Genomic DNA, 18,551 nt, shown 5'->3' on the forward strand with positions numbered 1-18,551 from the left:
AGTCATAGTCGCTTGAGATGGAATTCAAAATGCAGAGGTAAGTAGGCCATTTCTATTTAGCCCTGTCTCGTCATGGAGTGCGCATTAAGATGCTTATCGAATTGAAAGGTTTAGGGCTTTAGAATTGATTAACGACTTAAATGCAATAGGTATGAGGTGCCAATGAGATTACTGCAACTATTCGCTTGTTTATTATTGGTGTTTACAGCTCCTCTATTGCAGGCGAGTCAATGTATGCCTATGCGTTTTGATGAGTCCGTAGTGCTCGACTATGTTAATGATGGCGATACCCTTACTCTGCAAGATGGCCGGAGGGTGCGATTGATTGGAGTCGATGCGCCTGAAATAGATTTCAAGTCTAGCGAGCTATCACAACCATATGCTGTTGAGGCTAAGTCGTTTCTACAAAGTCACCTTAAGTCTGGGCAAACACTCAAATTAGCATTTGGTCAGCGTAAACTGGATCCATATGGGCGCACACTCGCCTATGTGTATACCGAGCAGGGCGAACATCTGCAGGAGTTACTGCTTGCTAATGGTTTTGCTAAATCAAAGGTGTTTCAAAATGATATGTTTTGGCAGTGTTTAGCCAACATTGAAACTGTTGCACGACGCAGTAATATCGGTCTCTGGCAGCATCCAGACTACAAAGTCCGTTCGGTGGAAACTCTTTCAAGAGAGGATAGCAACCGTTGGTTAGAGATCCGAGGAGTTGTAACAGGGTTTGAAAGAAAAGGTCAGCTTTTTGAGCTTATAATCGATGAAAAGTTAGTTTTGATGGTAGCTAAGCAAGATATTAGTAAGTTTGACAACATTTTGAACCTAAAACTGCTACAAAGCCCCGTTTTAGTACGAGGTAAGATGTATTTTTCTTACAGTAAATGGCGGCTAAATGGCACTCATCCATCGCAGATAACCGTTGAAAAAGACAGTTTGAAATAATATATAGCGATAAAGTTAAAAATTTGGCAGATCTTATTTGAAATGCTTCTATATTCGAGTATCTTAGCGGCTATCAGTATACGATTTTATTTAGGTTTACATTTTAAAGACCTTAACCTAAACAAACGTTTTACTGTCGACCTTTCGCTTTGGATTATATTAGTCGCACTCAGGATTAGAAAAATGGCAGATCTTCGTCAACAAGCCCTCGATTATCATGAATTACCCGTACCAGGTAAAACAGCAGTTTGCCTTACAAAACCCGCTGAAACGAGCATGGACCTAGCACTGGCATACAGCCCTGGTGTTGCTGAGCCGGTTCGTGAGATTGCAGCAAACCCTGAAAATGCATATCGTTACACAGGCAAAGGTAATACTGTTGCCGTGATCTCTAACGGTACCGCTATTCTTGGTCTTGGTAATCTAGGCCCATTGGCATCTAAACCTGTGATGGAAGGTAAAGCGTTATTGTTTAAACATTTTGCCAATATTGATGCGACGGATATCGAAGTTAAACATAGAACTTCAGAAGAGTTTATTAATACTGTTGAGGCCATTGCCGACACATTCGGCGGTATTAATCTTGAAGATATTAAAGCACCTGAGTGCTTTGAAATAGAAAAAGCCTTAATTGAACGTTGTAATGTTCCAGTCTTCCATGATGACCAGCATGGCACTGCAATTGTTACTGCAGCAGGTATGATCAATGCTTTAGAGATCCAAGGTAAGTCGATTGAAGAAGCTGTATTTGTTTGTATGGGCGCTGGCGCTGCAGCCATCGCCTGTATGACGATGATCGTTAAGTGTGGCGCGCAACGCGAAAATATCTACATGCTAGATAGAAAAGGTGTTATTCACACTCGTCGTGAAGACATTAACGAATATAAAGCCCTGTTTGCTAACAACACTGATAAGCGCACGTTGCAGGATGTGATTAAAGGCGCTGATGCTTTCTTAGGTTTATCTGGACCTGATGTACTGGGTGCTGAAGATGTTGCTTTGATGGCTGAAAAACCTGTGATTTTTGCTTGCTCAAATCCAGACCCTGAAATTAGACCTGAAATCGCTCATGAAACACGTAAAGACTTAATCATGGGAACAGGTCGTAGTGACTACCCTAACCAAGTTAATAATGTATTGTGTTTCCCATTCATTTTCCGCGGAGCACTCGATGTACGCGCTTCGCAGATTAATGATGAGATGAAAATTGCTGCAGTGCATGCGATTGCAAACTTAGCGAAAGAAGCGGTTCCTGCTTCAGTACTTGCCGCATATCCTGATGTGAGCTCACTAGAGTTTGGTGCGGACTACGTTATTCCTAAGCCTATGGACCCGCGTTTATTGCCAAATGTGGCAAAAGCGGTAGCGCTTGCAGCTATAGAATCTGGTGTAGCAAACATTACTACGTTGCCAGTGGGTTATATGGAGTCGTAATCTCTCATTTTAATGATATTATCAAAGGGGCTTCGGTCCCTTTTTTGTTTTCTAGCGTTTTATTTTGCCTTTTACTAACGGCTGTTTAATAATCGCTAATAGCTGGCAATTCAGTTTTATTGTTAATATCAAAATAATACCAATTGCATTAAGTATTTGACCAGTTCAGAGCCCCCCAGCCTTTTCAATTCAAAGCGCATTGGTAAAGAAATGGTCGTTCCCTTTTAAGCCAATGCAAAGCAGAAGTGGAAAGACTGAGGAGCTCACGTAGTGCGGGTTTCAAAACGCTGTATGATTCGCTATGGGATTTGGATATAGAATAACTATTAGCTCAAATCCCACTACTTTCCTACAGCGTTTTGAATTCCCGCTGAATGGTCAAACTTTTAATGCAATTGGTATAAGATCCTGCAGGAAGCGGACAGAATGATACTCACTCGAATTCTTACCAAGAAGCTCACCAGTTTTTGGCTAATGTCATTAGCCGGTGTTGCCTTTATCTGTTTTATTACAGCTATGTTTAGTTTCTTTCAGCTTACATATGCCTTTCAGCAGCAAAAAGTCTCAGAGCTTGAAAGTATGTTGCAGCAGCAATTCGCAGTAAGTATTGCGCCAGAACAGCGTTGGGAGCTTAATAATTGGTTGCCACCGTTATTACATGCTTATCAGGCGGAGTCATTCGTGCTTAGCAGGGGCACTGAAACACTGTTCGAATATAAGCAGGATAAAGCGCAGCAGCAGGGTGTGCGATACAGTAGCGAACTAGAATATGACCTAAAGATGGTGCTGGTGTTACCTCAACCGTTTAATAAGCATGAAGTGAGTGCTTACGAGTGGTTGATTCTTGTCATAGGCTGTATTGCAGTGATGTTATTTGTGCGGTTTGGTTTTAGATGGTTTTCAGAGCAGCTGAACGGCATTGAAGATTTAGCACAGCGAGCCAACCTTATTTTGAGCGGTCAGCGTGATAAAGCTCTGGCGGAGAGGGGGCATGGTAGACCTAGAATGATTAATAGGGCAATGACTCAGCTGTTATTGGAGTTAGAAGACGCACATAAAGAGCGCGCTCGGTTTGATCAGTTTATTCGTTCAAACACCTTTCTTGATGGTGAGACAGGTATTGGTAATCGTCTGTTTCTTAAAAATCGTATCGATGCTCTAAGCAATAGCAACGGCATGATGACTCCGGGCGTTTTGTATCTGTTTGAGATGGAAGATTTGGATCTGTTAAGCCGAGAAATTGGTGAGCAAGAGCTCAATGAAATACTGTCTCAAATTATTACGACCATTAACCAAATCCTAGTGAGCAAAGCGAATACCATCTTTTCACGTCGCTCTTACAATCAGTTTGCTGTTGTCGTGCCACAAATTTCGCAAAAAGAAGCAGATCAACTGGCAGCAAAATTATTAAAAGCAAGCTTAAGCCGAATAGACAGCCTTATCGATACCCCCGATGATTTCCTGCATTTAGGCGGAGCCTACTTTGAAGAGGGTAATGACAAAGATGCATTAGTTGAAGAGGCTGAGCTTGCGCTGCGTTCGGCTCAATTTCAGGGAGGCAGTAGTTGGTTTATGTATGATAAAGGTGCTGTTAACGGCGACTTATCAAAAGGCTCTGTACGTTGGCGTAGCTTTTTAGAAAATGTGCTAGTCAGTAAAAGAGTGTTTTTGTTTTCTCAACCTGTCGTCGACAGTGATTTAAATGCGCATCATCAAGAGGTTTCTTGTCGGTTGCGTGATACCCAAGGTAACTTGGTGCGTGCAACACTATTTTTACCGATGGCAATTAAGTGTGGTTTAACGCCTCAAATAGAGAGGCAAGTGATTGAGATGGTGTTGTTTGATCTATTGCCAAAACAAAATGATACTAGCCTTAAATTCAGCATAAACCTAAGTTTAGACACATTGACCAGCCGCGCTTTTGTTCGTTGGTTAAAAACCACTTTGCTGGAATATCGACACTTAGTTCCGCGGATTATCTTCGAGATCAATGAGGATATTTTAGTCAATAATCAAGAGGTGTTAACCGAACCTCTGGATATGATTAGTAAGATGGGAGCTGGTGTCTGTGTTGATCGAGTTGGGCAGCAGGTTGTTAGTACTGAATATTTACAGCGTTATCCTATTTCGCTAATTAAAATACATCGGTCTATTGTTAACCAAATACACTTGCGTGCGGAAAACCAATTGTTTGTTAGAAGCTTAATCGCCGGTTTATTTCGCACTGAGGTGCAGGTATGTGCCGAAGGGGTTGAGTTATTTGAAGAGTGGCAGACACTGCAAATTTTAGGTGTGAGCGCTGGGCAAGGGAGCTACTTTAGCGAACCTGTAGAAGAGATCTAGTTGTACATAAATAGTACAGCTGTTCAACGCAAAAGGTTTTATGGATGTTTTTTCTATAATATTCAGATATTAGTGGTTACACTAATGACATAAGAAGACTATTGTTCTAACCTCAATAAGTGCTCCTAACAAACTAATATAAAGTCGTTCTCAGAATTCGACACAATTTAATATTTTTTTCAGTAGAAATTGACAGTATTTAAGGCATGGATGAATGGAAGATAGCTTGCTAAGCAAACTTCACTTTTGGAAGAAATCTGCTCCGACTATAGAGTTAGGGCTGTATGTTTGTGTCGATAAAATATATGCATATCAAAGTAGTAGCGATACTTCTCCTGAAAAATTTTCGAGTTTTAGTTTTAAAGAGTTTGACTGGAAAGATGCCTTTGAGCAGCTAGTCAAAGCGCTGGGGTCTGCCAAAGTTCAAATAGTACTCTCTGTCGACTTTTACCAGCTGATCCAAGTAGATAAGCCAAATGTTGAGCCAGAAGAGATGAGCGCTGCACTGCTTTGGTCGGTAAAAGATCTGGTGAGTCAACCTGTCACTAATATCCACCTAGATTATTTCGAATCATCTAAACAAACTACCAATAAAGTTAGTGTTGTCGTCGCAGAAAAAACTCAACTAACTAACCTTTTAATGGCAGCTAAAGCGGCTGGAATTGAAACGTATGGCGTAACCATCGAAGAGATGGCAGTCACTAATTTATTCAATGACAATCAAGCAAGGTTGCTGCTGAGCCATCGAGCGGGTGGGGAATTGCTGCTTGCGGTCGTGAAAGATGGCGAGTTATATATGCAGCGCAGAGTGAGAGGTTTTTTGCAGCTAGATACCGTAGCAGCAGAAGACTTGGCTTTTGGCTTAGCTGATAACTTAAGCCTTGAGATCCAGCGCTCAATGGATTTCTTTGAAAGTCAGTTGCGAGAAGCACCTGTTGCGTCTATTGATTTTCTCATGCTCGGGGCGCGTGATCAGTTAGCCACTTTAGTGAGTGATAACTTCAATCAAAGCGTGAGCCCCTATCAAACCGAGTCAGTGGAAGGTGTATTCGCTCAGATGGCGTTAGCTGAATTTTCAAGAGGTGAATCACAATGAAGTTAAGAGTTAACCTTTATTCTGAATCACTATTTCCGGCTGAGTTACGCTTATCTTTTTTACGTTTAAATCAAGTACTCGTAGGCCTAGTACTAATTCTGCTGTTTGGCAGTGCGCTCGCTTATGGCTTTGTGTCTAGTCTTGAGTCTGAGAAGCACGAACTGCAGCAATCCAAAGCCTTACTTGATGAGCAAAAAGCTGAACTTGAAGATGAGATTGCTAAGAGGAAGCCAAGTGCTCCTTTGGTGGCTGAAGTTGAATTGAAGGCGCAGCAGCTTGAGCTTAAACAGATGCTTATGGGCAAACTAAGCCAACAAGAGGAGCTAACTAGTTATGGCTATTCGCCATTGATGACTGATTTAGCCAGTGTGGCGGATCGCAGTATTTGGCTTAACCGTATTCAGGTTAATGAGAATCGCTATATTTTTGAGGGATACACGTCAAACCCTCAAAGTGTGCCTAACTGGATTGATAGATTAAAAACCACCACCACACTCAAAGGACATGCATTTGCATCGATGACGATGAGCCTAGGGGAAGATCAGCCATTAGCATTTAAATTAACCAGCGACGCTATGGAAGCCAACGCGACGGAGGTTAACAAATGAAGCAGTATTGGAATGATTTAGCAGCCAAGTTTGATCTGCTTAGCCAGCGTGAAAGAGTTTTAGTCGCTGCGGCTGTGTTAATTGTGGTGGGGATGATTCTATATCTACCACTAGAGTCTTTATTGACCAAGCATACTCAGCTAAAACAACAGATAGCGTCGCTTAAAAATGACAACAATATCTCTGAACAGCAGATCGCTCTTTATCAGCAAAGTTTAGCCACCGATCCCGATACAGAATATCGCCAGCGTTTAGCCAATATCATTCAACAGACCAAGCAGATTGATGAAAAGCTGTCTTTTGAGATGGTTGATATGGTGCCAGCTGACCATATGCCTGCTTTGCTTGCAGGGCTACTTTCAAATGTAAAAGGTATTAAATTAAAAGCGTTTACCTCTATTGCACCTACGCCATTGTTAGAGGTGGGTGAAGAGAAAAAGATGAATTTATATAGTCACGGTATCAAGCTCGAATTTACTGGTGATTACTTTTCAGTATTACGGTTTGTTGAAGCTGTAGAAAACATGCCCAATAAACTCTATTGGCGTAGCATGGATTACAAAGTTGATGCTTATCCGCAAGCCGCTATCACGCTAGAGCTTTATACCCTAAGCATAAATAAGGACTTTATTAGTGTCGCTAAAACCAATTAGTCACTCGTTACTTCTCCTTGTTGTGAGTGGCATGTGCTTTAGTCTCAATGCCGCTAGCTTGCGTGACCCAACGCTGCCAGGCGCTGGGTCGACTTCAACGACCTCGGCAGCAGTGAAAGTTGATAAAACATTAACGCTCAATAGTGTCGTCATCAAGCAAAGTGGCGCTTTTGCGGTGATCAATAATGTAATATATAAGAAGGGCCAGCGAGTACAAGGCGTTAAAATTGTGCAGATTGGCAAGGATACTGTGTCGTTAGCGGATGGCCGTAAATTGACAATGTTTAAAGCGATTACAGAGATTAAGGGACAATAACCAGATGCGCTCAATATACTACATAACCCCTTTAATGACTTTGTTATTGGTGGCCTGTCAGACTGTTGACCGACCAAATCCTGTTGAGTCAAAACAGGCGATAGCAGAGTCATTAGCGACTGCGGAAAGTGCCGCCTTGGCACCGCCTCCTGCAGTATTGCCTGACGAAGTGCAACGAGAGCTAGCCTCAAACAGTTTGCTGGCTGGTTTTACTCCAGCTAAAAGAACTGAACGTCGATTTGATGTATCGGCCCACGATGTTGATGCCAAGGTTTTCTTCCCAAGTTTAGTGCAAGGAACACCGTTAAGTGTTGCTGTTCACCCTGATGTCTCTGGGACTATATCTCTTTCTTTAAAAGGGGTAACACTTAACGAAGCGTTGCAGGTGGTTGAGGATATATATGGCTACGAAGTTAGCCGAGAAAGCCGTATTTTACGGATCTACCCAGCGGGAATGCGTACTGAAACCTTTTCTTTGAATTATCTGTATATGGAGCGCCAAGGTCTATCGTTAACGTCGGTTAACTCTGGACGGATTTCAGACAATAACAATAGCTCAAGTGGCAGTAATAATAGCGACAGTAGCAATAGTAACTCTAATAACAGCTCTAACAGTGACTCAAGTTCAAACGGCGAAAGTAGTGAGCAAACTAACGGCACTTTTATTCGCTCTAAGACTAAATCTGATTTTTGGGGTGAGCTAAAAGAAACGCTGGTCTCAATCGTTGGTGACAGCGGAGGCGGACGTCAAGTGGTGGTCACTCCGCAAGCTGGACTGGTGACTATTAGAGCTTATCCGAATGAAATTAGACAGGTGCGTAATTTTATTAAAACCGCCGAGAGCCACTTACAGCGCCAAGTTATTCTAGAAGCTAAAGTGTTGGAGGTAACGCTTTCGGATGGATACCAGCAAGGTATTCACTGGGAGAGTGTATTGGGTCATGCTGGCAGCACTGACATCACGTTTGGAACTAGCCCAAGTACCGGTCTGAGCGATAAGATCACTAGTGTATTAGGCGGCGTAACCTCTCTTCAGCTTAAAGGTTCTGATTTCAGTACCATGATTAGCTTGCTTGATACGCAAGGTGACGTCGATGTACTGTCTAGCCCACGAGTTACCGCATCAAATAACCAAAAAGCGGTGATTAAAGTTGGTACCGATGAGTATTTCGTTACCGATGTCTCTTCAACGACAGTTGCAGGCACAACACCGGTGACTACGCCCGAGGTCGAGCTCACCCCGTTTTTCTCTGGTATTGCACTTGATGTGACTCCGCAAATTGATGCCGAAGGGAATGTGTTATTACACATTCACCCATCTGTTATTGATATTAAAGAGCAGACGAAAACCATTAAAATCTCCGATAGCACATTAGAGCTACCATTAGCGCAGAGCGAAATTCGTGAATCCGATACTGTGATTAAAGCCGCAAGTGGCGACGTCGTGGTGATTGGTGGTTTGATGAAGAGTGAAAATGTCGAGCTGGTCTCAAAAGTACCACTGCTGGGCGACATTCCGTATTTAGGTGAGGCGTTTACTAACCGAGCCAATTCTACTGTCAAAACAGAATTGGTCATCTTGCTTAAACCTGTGGTCGTTGGCGCAGATACTTGGGAGACTGAACTTAAGCGCTCTCAAGAGCTGCTTGACCGTTGGTATCCTGAGGAGGAGTAGGCTTGTATCTGCAGCATTTTCGGTTAACTGAAACGCCATTTTCATTGACGCCGAATACAGAATTTTTCTTCGGTTTAGCACCGCATGTAGAAGCATTACAAGTGCTGCAAACAGCGCTGCAAACCGGAGAGGGTTTTATCAAGGTGACGGGTGAAGTCGGCACCGGTAAAACCTTAATTTGTAGAAAGCTTATCAACGAGCTGCCTGAGCGATTTCATTGTGCTTATCTGCCTAATCCATATTTAACCCCCGACGAGCTTCGTTGGGCGGTGGCAATGGAGCTAGGGCTTAAACATTCTGCTCAAATAGGTCAACAGCAACTCACCGGACTGATTCAACAGCAATTGATGGCACTCAGTGCACATGGCCACTCCATTATCTTGGTGTTAGATGAAGCGCAAGCGCTGCCCGATGACAGTTTAGAAGCGTTGCGATTATTTACTAATTTAGAAACAGAGAGCCGTAAGCTGTTACAAGTGGTGTTGTTTGCCCAACCAGAACTAGATGAAAGGTTAGCTCAAAGTAAATTTAGACAATTAAGGCAGCGGATCACCTTTAGTTATAGTTTGCGCTCGCTCACATTAGAGGAATCATCGGCCTACATTCAGCATCGCCTGCAAGTCGCTGGAAGTGAAGGTGAAACGTTATTTACCCCTTTGGATTCGAAACGTTTAGCGAAAGCTGCGCGAGGGATCCCAAGACTCATTAATATTTTGTGCCACAAAGCGTTGCTGGTTTGCTTTGGAGAAGGCGCTATTAAGATTTCGAAACAGCACGTTGATGCCGCTATTGCTGACACTGAAGATGCCACAGTATCCAAGGTTTCTTTGTTAGCTTGGCTATTAGCGATAGGCGCAATCATTGGCATGATATCCGCTGTTATTTATTGGCTAAAAGGAGGCGTTGCATGAGTGTCATCAACAAAATGCTCAAAGACTTAGATAAACGACAGCAGCCTCATGGTATTGAAAGCATGGCTAAGCCACAAAGTGCAGTCATGCCAAAGCGCCAGTCAAAGCGGCCATTGTTTTTTGCCTGCTCATTATCATTATTGCTTGGCGGTTTAGTCGTTTATTTTGTTATGGAAACTGTGTCGACTGATACAGAGGCTAACCAGCTAGTGGCGCAGCAGAATCACGTAACTCAGTTGCCAGCAACACAACAAGAACTTAGTTCAAGTGACGCCGTTGATGGCGTTAAGCCAGGTACTGTTCCACCGACTGTGATTGATACTGTTGATGTTGATGCTGAAGTTATCACTCAAGCTGTTAAAGATAATCCCGTTGATGTAGTTAGAGTTGCTAAAAATATCCCGGTGGCAGAAAGCACAGCAGCAGACAAAGTGACGGCAGATAATGCATTAACGCCGCAAGCAGAGACTAAACCGGTGAAGAGCAATCAAGTCGATGTCATTGCTCAGACAACATCGAGTCAAGCTGAAGACAAACAACTTGCTAAGAAAACAGTGAGCTCGATGAGTATTGCGCCGGCTAAACGGGAAAATCGAGATAGATATTCCGGCAGTAATATGGCGGTTAAAGAGGTGAAGTTAACCCCACAGCAGCTAGCACAAAAGCAGATGATTTTGGCTAACGACGCTCAGCAGCAAGGCTTACACAGCGATGCATTAACTTACTATAAAGCAGCTTTATCCTATAACCCTGCGCTCCATCAGGCGAGGAGACAAGCAGCAGCACTTTATTATGGCCAAAATAAGCTCTCTGAGGCTGCTCTGTTATTGAAACAGGGACAATTATTATTTCCACAGGAATATGAATATGCACTATTGCTTGCTCGAGTGCAGCAATCTGCCGGACAAAATAAGCAGGCATTGAGCAGTTTAGCGCAGATCCCCGATACCAGCCCGCTGGCGGTAAAAAAATGGCATCAGCAGAGCGATCTCGCTCAAAAAGAGCAGAATTTTCCAGTCGCAGAACAGAGTTTTAGGCAGCTTGCTAAAAATGAACCTAGCCAAGGACGTTGGTGGATGGGACTCGGCTATGCGCTTGATGCACAAAAGAACTATACCGAGGCTAAAAATGCCTACAATCAAGCCTTGGCACAAGGAAACCTGTCATCGCAAGCGCAAGCTTATGTCGATAATCGATTGGTGCAGTTAGGAGCATACTAGTGAAACCTAAGTTAAAAATGCGGCTCGGTGATCTGCTCGTTCAAGAGCACATCATTACTGACGAGCAGCTCGGCCAAGCCCTTAGTGAACAAAGAAACTCGGGCAAGAAGCTCGGGCGCACGCTAATCGATCTCAACTGTATTACTGAAGAGCAGTTACTAAAGTTCTTGTCACAGCAGCTCAATATTCCGTTTTTAGATATCAGTAAGCGCTCAATATCCTCTACTGTTGTTGGGCTTTTACCTGAGGTTCAGGCACGTAGATACCGCGCTTTGGTGGTTGAAGATAAAGGCGAGTCTGCAGTTGTCGCCATGAGCGATCCCGCCGATCTGCAAGCGATGGATACCTTAGAAGGCTTGCTGGCACCAAAGAGAATAGAAATTGCGGTCGTCACCGAAAATCAGCTACTTGATGCTTTTGATAATCTTTATCGTCGTACAGAAGAGATCGCAGAAATAGCCGGTAAGTTAGAGGAGGAGTATGCCGCTGATGATCTGTTCGATCTGGCTAATCTAACTGATGGCGATAGTGACAACGAAACCACAGTTGTTAAGTTATTGCAGTCGATATTTGAAGATGCGGTGCAGATGCGTGCCTCGGATATCCATATCGAACCTGGTGAAAATGCCTTAAGGATCCGCCAACGTATTGATGGGCAGTTACATGAAAATGTTTTGCCGGAAGTGAATATTGCTGCAGCATTGGTATTGCGCCTGAAATTGATGGCTGGGCTTGATATCTCTGAAAAACGTTTGCCGCAAGATGGTCGTTTCCATATGGAGATTAAAGGCCATAAAATAGATGTGCGTATGTCTACCATGCCCATCTACCATGGCGAATCAGTGGTTATGCGTTTGCTGGATCAATCCGCAGGCTTATTAACACTGAACGAGACCGGCATGCCGCCCGAGATGTTGGCGCGCATTAGAAGACAGATTAAGCGTCCTCACGGTATGTTGCTGGTTACAGGGCCAACGGGTAGTGGTAAAACCACCACTTTGTACGGTGTACTGAGCGAATTAAATACCGCTGACAGAAAAATCATCACCGTTGAAGATCCGGTAGAGTATCAGCTGCCGCGCATTAACCAGGTGCAAGTTAACCATAAGATAGGCCTGGATTTCTCTAACGTACTCAGAACGACCTTGCGTCAAGATCCCGATATTATCATGGTGGGTGAGATGCGAGACCAAGAGACAGTGGAGATTGGCCTGCGTGGTGCATTAACCGGTCACTTTGTCCTTTCAACGCTGCATACCAATGATGCGGTAACCAGTGCGTTAAGACTGTTAGATATGGGGGCGGCGGCTTATCTTGTCGCCAGTGCACTTAGAGTGATTATCGCTCAGCGCTTGGTGCGCCGGGTATGTCAAAACTGTGCTAGCCCTTACACGCTTACTGCACAGGACAAAGTCTGGTTGTCTACTGTTAGCAAGCTAGACTTTTCAAATGCGACCTTTAGAGCAGGCTCAGGTTGTCAGAGTTGTAATGGTAGTGGTTACCGTGGTCGAATTGGTGTGTTTGAGATCTTAGAGCTCGACGAGCCGATGATTGATGCGATGCGCTCAGGTAATCCGCAAGAGTTTACTAATGCCGCTTATAATAGCCCTAATTTTACCCCGTTAGCAGATTCAGCCTTAGAGTATCTTGCCCAAGGGATGACAACCATTGAAGAGGTTGCTAAGTTGGTTGAAGATGTTAGTGATGACACGCTCGTGATCGGTGAGGGAGCATAATGCCAAGTTATCAGTATCGTGGACGCAGCGCTCAAGGAGAGCAGGTGACTGGCCAGTTAGATGCTAGCTCAGAAAGCGTCGCGGCTGACCAACTGATGTCTCGTGGTGTGATCCCGCTTGAGTTATCGCTTGCCAAAGAGGTGAAGCAGTTTTCGCTCAAGTCATTGTTCAAGGGCAAAGTCGCACTTGATGAGTTACAGATTTTTACGCGGCAGATGTATTCATTAACGCGTTCGGGCATTCCGATTTTAAGAGCTATCGCCGGTCTTTCTGAAACTACCCATTCACAACGCATGAAAGATGCCTTAAATGATATTTCTGAGCAGCTAACATCGGGTAGGCCGCTGTCCTCTGCGATGAACCAGCATCCTGATGTATTTGATGCGCTTTTTGTGTCGATGATCCACGTGGGCGAAAATACCGGTAAGTTAGAAGATGCCTTTATTCAACTATCAGGATACATCGAGCGCGAACAAGAGACCCGCAGGCGTATAAAAGCCGCTATGCGTTACCCGATATTTGTTCTAATCGCTATCGCGATAGCCATGGTGATCCTCAATATTATGGTGATCCCTAAGTTTGCCGAGATGTTCTCACGCTTTGGCGCTGACTTGCCTTGGGCAACCAAGTTACTGATTAATACTTCCAGCCTATTTGTTAATTACTGGCCGGTGATGATCGTGGTGCTAGTCGCCTCTTTTGTTGGCATTCGGTATTGGCACAGTACCGAAAAGGGCGAACGGCAATGGGATCGCTGGAAACTGAATATTCCTGCTGTTGGCAGTATTATTGAGCGCTCGACCTTGTCTCGTTATTGCCGCAGTTTTTCGATGATGCTCAGCGCTGGTGTTCCTATGACTCAAGCGCTTAGCCTAGTTGCCGATGCGGTTGATAATGCCTATATGCATGACAGCATAGTGGCCATGAGGCGCGGGATTGAGTCGGGTGATTCAATGTTGCGGGTACATAATAGCAGTCAACTATTCACACCACTGGTGCTACAGATGGTTGCCGTCGGTGAGGAGACAGGCCAAATAGATCAGTTACTTAATGATGCGGCAGATTTTTATGAAGGTGAAGTCGATTACGACCTTAAAAACTTAACGGCAAAGTTAGAGCCGATACTGATTGGCTTTGTTGCCTGTATTGTATTGGTACTTGCATTAGGCATATACCTGCCGATGTGGGATATGCTCAATGTTGTTAAGGGTGGCAGCTAATGGGCTTTGTAGGTAGTACCTGTGCTTAGTCAACAAAAGGCTGATAATGAACTTTTAACGCTTTTTGGCAAGATTTTTTCGCTAGTTATACTACTGTTAGTATTATCCTATTTAGCTTTTAATTATTTTGGCAGTATTAAGCAGGCAGGCCAGCAACATATTCAGGTTGATCATAATAGGCTACTGAATACTTTGGGCGTTATCCGCTCTCAGTGGCTGATTAGAGGTAAACCTGCACAGTTAAAATTAGATTGGCGCAGTGAATTAGATGGAGATATTGAATCAACTGGTTTTGTCTCCATGGCAAAAGGTGGTTGGCCACTGCCCAGTGAAACAACGGTTACTGGTTGTCGTGATCTGATTGATGAATTGTTGGGGGTTGGTTATTCGCAACAAATTGTCACCAAGTTCAATTCCAATTCAGGCGTGTGTCGGTATATTGGCGAAAGTGGCGGAAGTATAAGCTATCAAATAGGTTCTGGCAGGGTCATTTTTTTGACAGGGGTAAAGTAAATAGTGAAATTATCTGTTTTCTATTTTTAACAAGCTGATAGAATAAGCATATAACCAAATGGGGATTAAAATGATTAGACAGTATCAGAAGGGTTTCTCCCTTATCGAATTAGTAATTGTGATTGTAATTTTGGGCTTGTTGGCAGCAACAGCAATCCCACGTTTTTTGAATGTAACTGAAGAAGCAGAAGATGCCAGTGTTGATGGCGTTTCTGGTGGTTTGGCTACAGCAGTGAGCTTTGTGCGCTCACAGTGGGAAGTCGATGGGCGTCGTAATGATAATGTCGTACTTGATGGTGCACGTGTTCAGTTAGATACACGTTTTGGTTTCCCGACGGGAACCGGTGGGAACTCAGCAACTGCAATGAATGTTACTCGTTGTAGTGAAGTTTTCAATACGGTACTGCAGAATGCTCCACGGAATGTTTTTGCTAGCCAAGATGCGCGTAAACAAAGGTATGTTGTGAGTATCCAGCCTAACGTAGGCGGAGATAATAGCGATGGGATTGGTATTGATATTGATGGTAATGATGTCGCTGGTCTAGATTTGTGTGTGTACCATTTGGTTGAATCGTTAGTTCTAACCGATGGGACTGGCGTACCTGAATCAGCGGAGCTAACTGATGGTAAAGGGGTTACTTACAGCCCAGGTAACGGTCAGGTTCAAAGCTTTATTAACTAATTTTTTGTAGCTGGTGCGTGGTTTAGATTAAGAGCTTCCATCAGCTGTAACTCGTATTTTGAGGAATTAACATGAATATCAATATGCAAAAACAAAATGGATTTACCCTAATCGAATTAGTGGTTGTTATCATTATTCTAGGTATCTTGGCAGTGACTGCAGCACCTAAATTTATCAACCTACAAAGCGATGCACGTGCTTCAACACTTCAAGGTGTTAAAGGCGCAATTCAAAGTGCTAACAGCCTGGTTTTTGCAAAAGCAGCTTTGGCTGGTGAAGAGAAAATCGGTGACGATCCTTATGGTGACGTTGATATAGGCGCTGCAGATAACGCCGAGACTCAATTTGGTTACTTACAAGCAACAGTAGCAGAGCTCAACAATGCCATGGATACCGACTTTGGTGTTGCAGCTGACGATCCGGATTGGGTTGTATCTGATGTCGCTGGTGGTTCAATGACAATTACCCAAAATGGTGCACCAGCTGAAGACGTAGATGCTGCTACTGCTTGTAAACTTGTTTACACTCAAGCTGAAGACGAAAACACAAACCCTACATACGTTATTACCGACAACGGTTGCTAATCGGAGCTCATAGATGCAAAAGCAAAATGGTTTTACACTAATTGAATTAGTGGTAGTTATTATTATTTTGGGTATTCTTGCGGTAACCGCAGCACCTAAATTTATTAACTTACAAGGCGATGCTCGTGCATCTGCGCTTCAAGGTATGAAAGCTGCTTTGCAAAGTGGTAACTCTTTGTATTATTCCAAAGCTGCTATTGGTGGCTTTGAGAAGAAAGTATCAACTGATACAGACGCTCCTTTACCCAAAGTGGGTGATGTAACGCTTAACTATGGTTATATTCAAGCTACTAAGGATGAAATTGTCAAAGCTTTAGATATTACAGAGTCAGATTGGGTATTCACTCCAGTAGCGAGTAGTGACCCAGTTGAAATTGAAATGTCACAGAAAGGTGCACCTAGCGATTGTAAGTTCAAATATACTCAAGCTGATGATGCTACAACACCACCTGTTTACGGTGCGGTTCCGTCTGCTGATGACTGCTAAATCGAAAAGTTAATGACTAAGGCCTGCTAAGCAGGCCTTTTTTGTAACTAATACCGTTACTAACTCGTTTTATTTGCCATACTTATTAAACTGTTACACACTGGGAATAAGTGTTTGCAGTATTAGCAGCTAGCACTGCTAGTGCACGAGCCTAGAACTAGAACCAATTGCTTTCAAATATAGCACCTTGTTCGAATTTAGACATACTCCGCGGCATCAATCAGGACTGACAATGCTTACAGCGCATCGACGCGCAGGCTTCACCTTAGTTGAGCTTGTGACCACTATTATTCTTATAGCCATTCTTTCGGTGGTGGTGATTCCGCGTCTTTTTACCACCTCTAGTTACAGTGCTTTTACCTTGCGAGAAGAGTTTATTGCTGAACTGCGAAAAGTGCAGATTATGGCGATGAATAACCAAGACCGTTGTTATCGCTTGTCTGTTACAGCTAGTCAGTATCAAGTCTCGCGTTATAATGGCGACTGCAGTGGCACACCGACCCGAACTGACGCAGCACAAACCTTTCAAGGCGGTGCCTCATTAGTGTTAACCAATACCACAACCACCAATTTCAACGTCGAGTTTAATGCCCAAGGCGTACCTATAGTGAATGGTAGCCTTTGCAGTGGCCGCTGCATTACCGTTCTCGCTGATGAAACTCAGTTTATTGCAATTGAGTCGGAGGGTTATATCCATGCGGGCTAGTTGTGCGATAAATCCTTCCAAGACATCTCATAAGGGGTTTACCTTAGTTGAGCTTGTGGTTGGTATGGTGGTTATCAGTATCGCTTTTGTGATGCTCAGTACCATGTTATTTCCCCAAGCTGAAAGAGCCGCGGATACCTTGCATCGAGTGCGCTCGGCAGAGCTAGCTCACTCGATATTGAACGAGATTTGGGGCAAGCGTTATGATCAAAATACCAATGCGAATGGCGGCGTGCCTGCTTGTGGTGCCGTTGCAAAACCGCTGTTGGGTCTGCCTGCTGGGGAAGTTTGTACTGATGAGAGTGATTTTGGCCCAGACGCCACAGAAGGTCGTAATGACTTTAACGATGTTGATGATTATCACGGGCTGAAAATTAGCGATAACATGCTCAATAGTAATGACACCTATGCCAGTCGTTACATCAATTACGACTTAGAAGTAATCGTTACGCACAACAATCCACCCAGCTTAAACAGTAAATTGGTAACTATTAATGTCACAACGCCAAGCGGTGAAGTGATCACCTATAACGCGATACGGAGGAATTATTAATGTCTAAGGCATTAACATTTGCTCTGCGTCGTAATACTCGTGGCTTCACTTTAGTTGAAATGGTCACTGTAATCATTATCCTCGGTATATTGGTGCTCGGGGTAAGCAGCTTTCTAATTTTTGGCACACGGATTTTTATCGATTCAACCTCGGTAGAGCAGGTGATGAGCCAAAGCCGCTTCGCGATAGAACGTATGACTCGAGATATGCGTAACGCAGTGCCCAATAGCATTCGTGTTCGCAGTAGTGGCAACGATTGGCAGTGTGTTGAGATGATGCCTATTGCCTCTAGCGCTTCCTATATTCTAGCGCCAGTAGCCCCTTTACCTGCTGCGAATAGCGCTACAGTGATGCAAGCAAGTAATAGCGCCCCGCTAACGAAAGATCAGCAATTACTCATCTATCCGTTAAAGCCTGCAGACGTTTACACCTCTGCCAATGGTACTACGGGGAAGTTATTTTCGATAAAAGAGATTACCAATAGTGCAGTTACCAATGCCACCAATGTTGAGTTTGACAACACAGTGCAGTTTACTGAAATGTCGCCACGGCAACGTTATTTTGGGGTGACAGGAGCGGTAAGTTACTGCTTTGAGAAAGTGACTGATGATCTCGCTCAGCTTAATCGCTACGCTGGCTACGGATTTAATAACCCGACAACCCAACCAGCTCCAGCGAGTATGGGGACTGCGGTATTAATGGCTGAGAATATCGCTAATACCATAGCGGTGAATAACCCGATGACATACACGCCTGGCACATTGCAAAATAATGCCATGGTACATCTCAACCCGCTGTTTGATGTGCAGGGGCAAACGCTGCAGTATCATCATCAAGTGCAGGTGATCAATGTTCCCTAATCCGTCGCAGAA

The 18,551-nt window shown here is 43.8% G+C and carries 19 protein-coding genes; all 19 read left to right on the forward strand.

The features are described 5' to 3' along the window. Positions 1-162: 162 nt before the first annotated feature. The 19 genes from AB4135_RS04750 to AB4135_RS04840 all read left to right on the forward strand — a co-directional run bounded on the left by AB4135_RS04750 (position 163) and on the right by AB4135_RS04840 (position 18,539). Positions 163-942 (forward strand): thermonuclease family protein, encoded by a 780-nt coding sequence (locus AB4135_RS04750; RefSeq protein ID WP_371990760.1) that lies wholly within the window; start codon positions 163-165, stop codon positions 940-942. A gap of 183 nt (positions 943-1,125) precedes the next feature. Beyond that, a complete protein-coding gene (locus AB4135_RS04755) occupies positions 1,126-2,376 on the forward strand; it encodes a malic enzyme-like NAD(P)-binding protein (RefSeq protein WP_371990761.1) in 1,251 nt (416 codons plus the stop codon). 426 nt (positions 2,377-2,802) lie between these two features. Continuing rightward, a complete protein-coding gene (gene csrD / locus AB4135_RS04760) occupies positions 2,803-4,719 on the forward strand; it encodes an RNase E specificity factor CsrD (protein WP_371990763.1) in 1,917 nt (638 codons plus the stop codon). 214 nt (positions 4,720-4,933) lie between these two features. Further along, positions 4,934-5,815 carry an MSHA biogenesis protein MshI gene (locus tag AB4135_RS04765; protein ID WP_371990765.1) on the forward strand — a complete coding sequence of 294 codons (882 nt, stop codon included), beginning with the start codon at positions 4,934-4,936 and terminating at the stop codon, positions 5,813-5,815. After that, positions 5,812-6,423 carry a PilN domain-containing protein gene (locus AB4135_RS04770; RefSeq protein WP_371990767.1) on the forward strand — a complete coding sequence of 204 codons (612 nt, stop codon included), beginning with the start codon at positions 5,812-5,814 and terminating at the stop codon, positions 6,421-6,423. Before AB4135_RS04765 ends, AB4135_RS04770 begins: the two co-directional genes overlap by 4 nt. Further along, complete coding sequence (gspM, locus tag AB4135_RS04775; protein ID WP_371990769.1) at positions 6,420-7,076, forward strand: type II secretion system protein GspM; 657 nt, start codon at positions 6,420-6,422, stop codon at positions 7,074-7,076. Before AB4135_RS04770 ends, gspM begins: the two co-directional genes overlap by 4 nt. Beyond that, positions 7,057-7,392 (forward strand): MSHA biogenesis protein MshK, encoded by a 336-nt coding sequence (locus tag AB4135_RS04780; RefSeq protein WP_371990770.1) that lies wholly within the window; start codon positions 7,057-7,059, stop codon positions 7,390-7,392. Before gspM ends, AB4135_RS04780 begins: the two co-directional genes overlap by 20 nt. A gap of 4 nt (positions 7,393-7,396) precedes the next feature. After that, positions 7,397-9,067: a pilus (MSHA type) biogenesis protein MshL gene (mshL, locus tag AB4135_RS04785; protein WP_371990772.1), complete on the forward strand. Its 1,671-nt coding sequence runs from the start codon at positions 7,397-7,399 to the stop codon at positions 9,065-9,067. 2 nt (positions 9,068-9,069) lie between these two features. Next, positions 9,070-9,978 (forward strand): ExeA family protein, encoded by a 909-nt coding sequence (locus AB4135_RS04790; protein ID WP_371990774.1) that lies wholly within the window; start codon positions 9,070-9,072, stop codon positions 9,976-9,978. Next, a complete protein-coding gene (locus AB4135_RS04795) occupies positions 9,975-11,198 on the forward strand; it encodes a tetratricopeptide repeat protein (protein ID WP_371990776.1) in 1,224 nt (407 codons plus the stop codon). Before AB4135_RS04790 ends, AB4135_RS04795 begins: the two co-directional genes overlap by 4 nt. Then, positions 11,198-12,934, forward strand: a complete 1,737-nt coding sequence (locus AB4135_RS04800; protein WP_371990778.1) for a GspE/PulE family protein — start codon at positions 11,198-11,200, stop codon at positions 12,932-12,934. Before AB4135_RS04795 ends, AB4135_RS04800 begins: the two co-directional genes overlap by 1 nt. Next, on the forward strand, positions 12,934-14,154 hold the full coding sequence (locus AB4135_RS04805) for a type II secretion system F family protein (protein WP_371990779.1): 1,221 nt from the start codon (positions 12,934-12,936) through the stop codon (positions 14,152-14,154). Before AB4135_RS04800 ends, AB4135_RS04805 begins: the two co-directional genes overlap by 1 nt. 21 nt (positions 14,155-14,175) lie before the next feature. Beyond that, complete coding sequence (locus AB4135_RS04810) at positions 14,176-14,667, forward strand: hypothetical protein (RefSeq protein ID WP_371990781.1); 492 nt, start codon at positions 14,176-14,178, stop codon at positions 14,665-14,667. 73 nt (positions 14,668-14,740) lie between these two features. Then, a complete protein-coding gene (locus tag AB4135_RS04815; protein ID WP_371991060.1) occupies positions 14,741-15,349 on the forward strand; it encodes a prepilin-type N-terminal cleavage/methylation domain-containing protein in 609 nt (202 codons plus the stop codon). Between the two features lie 83 nt (positions 15,350-15,432). Further along, positions 15,433-15,933 carry a type II secretion system protein gene (locus AB4135_RS04820; RefSeq protein WP_371991062.1) on the forward strand — a complete coding sequence of 167 codons (501 nt, stop codon included), beginning with the start codon at positions 15,433-15,435 and terminating at the stop codon, positions 15,931-15,933. Between the two features lie 13 nt (positions 15,934-15,946). Next, positions 15,947-16,420 carry a type II secretion system protein gene (locus tag AB4135_RS04825; protein WP_371990782.1) on the forward strand — a complete coding sequence of 158 codons (474 nt, stop codon included), beginning with the start codon at positions 15,947-15,949 and terminating at the stop codon, positions 16,418-16,420. A gap of 232 nt (positions 16,421-16,652) precedes the next feature. Next, positions 16,653-17,126 carry a Tfp pilus assembly protein FimT/FimU gene (locus tag AB4135_RS04830; RefSeq protein ID WP_371990783.1) on the forward strand — a complete coding sequence of 158 codons (474 nt, stop codon included), beginning with the start codon at positions 16,653-16,655 and terminating at the stop codon, positions 17,124-17,126. Next, entirely contained in the window at positions 17,116-17,679 is a 564-nt protein-coding gene (locus AB4135_RS04835) for a prepilin-type N-terminal cleavage/methylation domain-containing protein (protein WP_371990785.1), read from the forward strand. Before AB4135_RS04830 ends, AB4135_RS04835 begins: the two co-directional genes overlap by 11 nt. Further along, positions 17,679-18,539, forward strand: coding sequence for a PilW family protein (locus AB4135_RS04840; RefSeq protein WP_371990787.1), 861 nt, complete (start codon positions 17,679-17,681; stop codon positions 18,537-18,539). Before AB4135_RS04835 ends, AB4135_RS04840 begins: the two co-directional genes overlap by 1 nt. Positions 18,540-18,551: the final 12 nt, after the last annotated feature.

This window comes from Shewanella sp. 10N.286.54.B9 (assembly GCF_041468565.1).
Classification (GTDB): Bacteria; Pseudomonadota; Gammaproteobacteria; order Enterobacterales; family Shewanellaceae; genus Shewanella.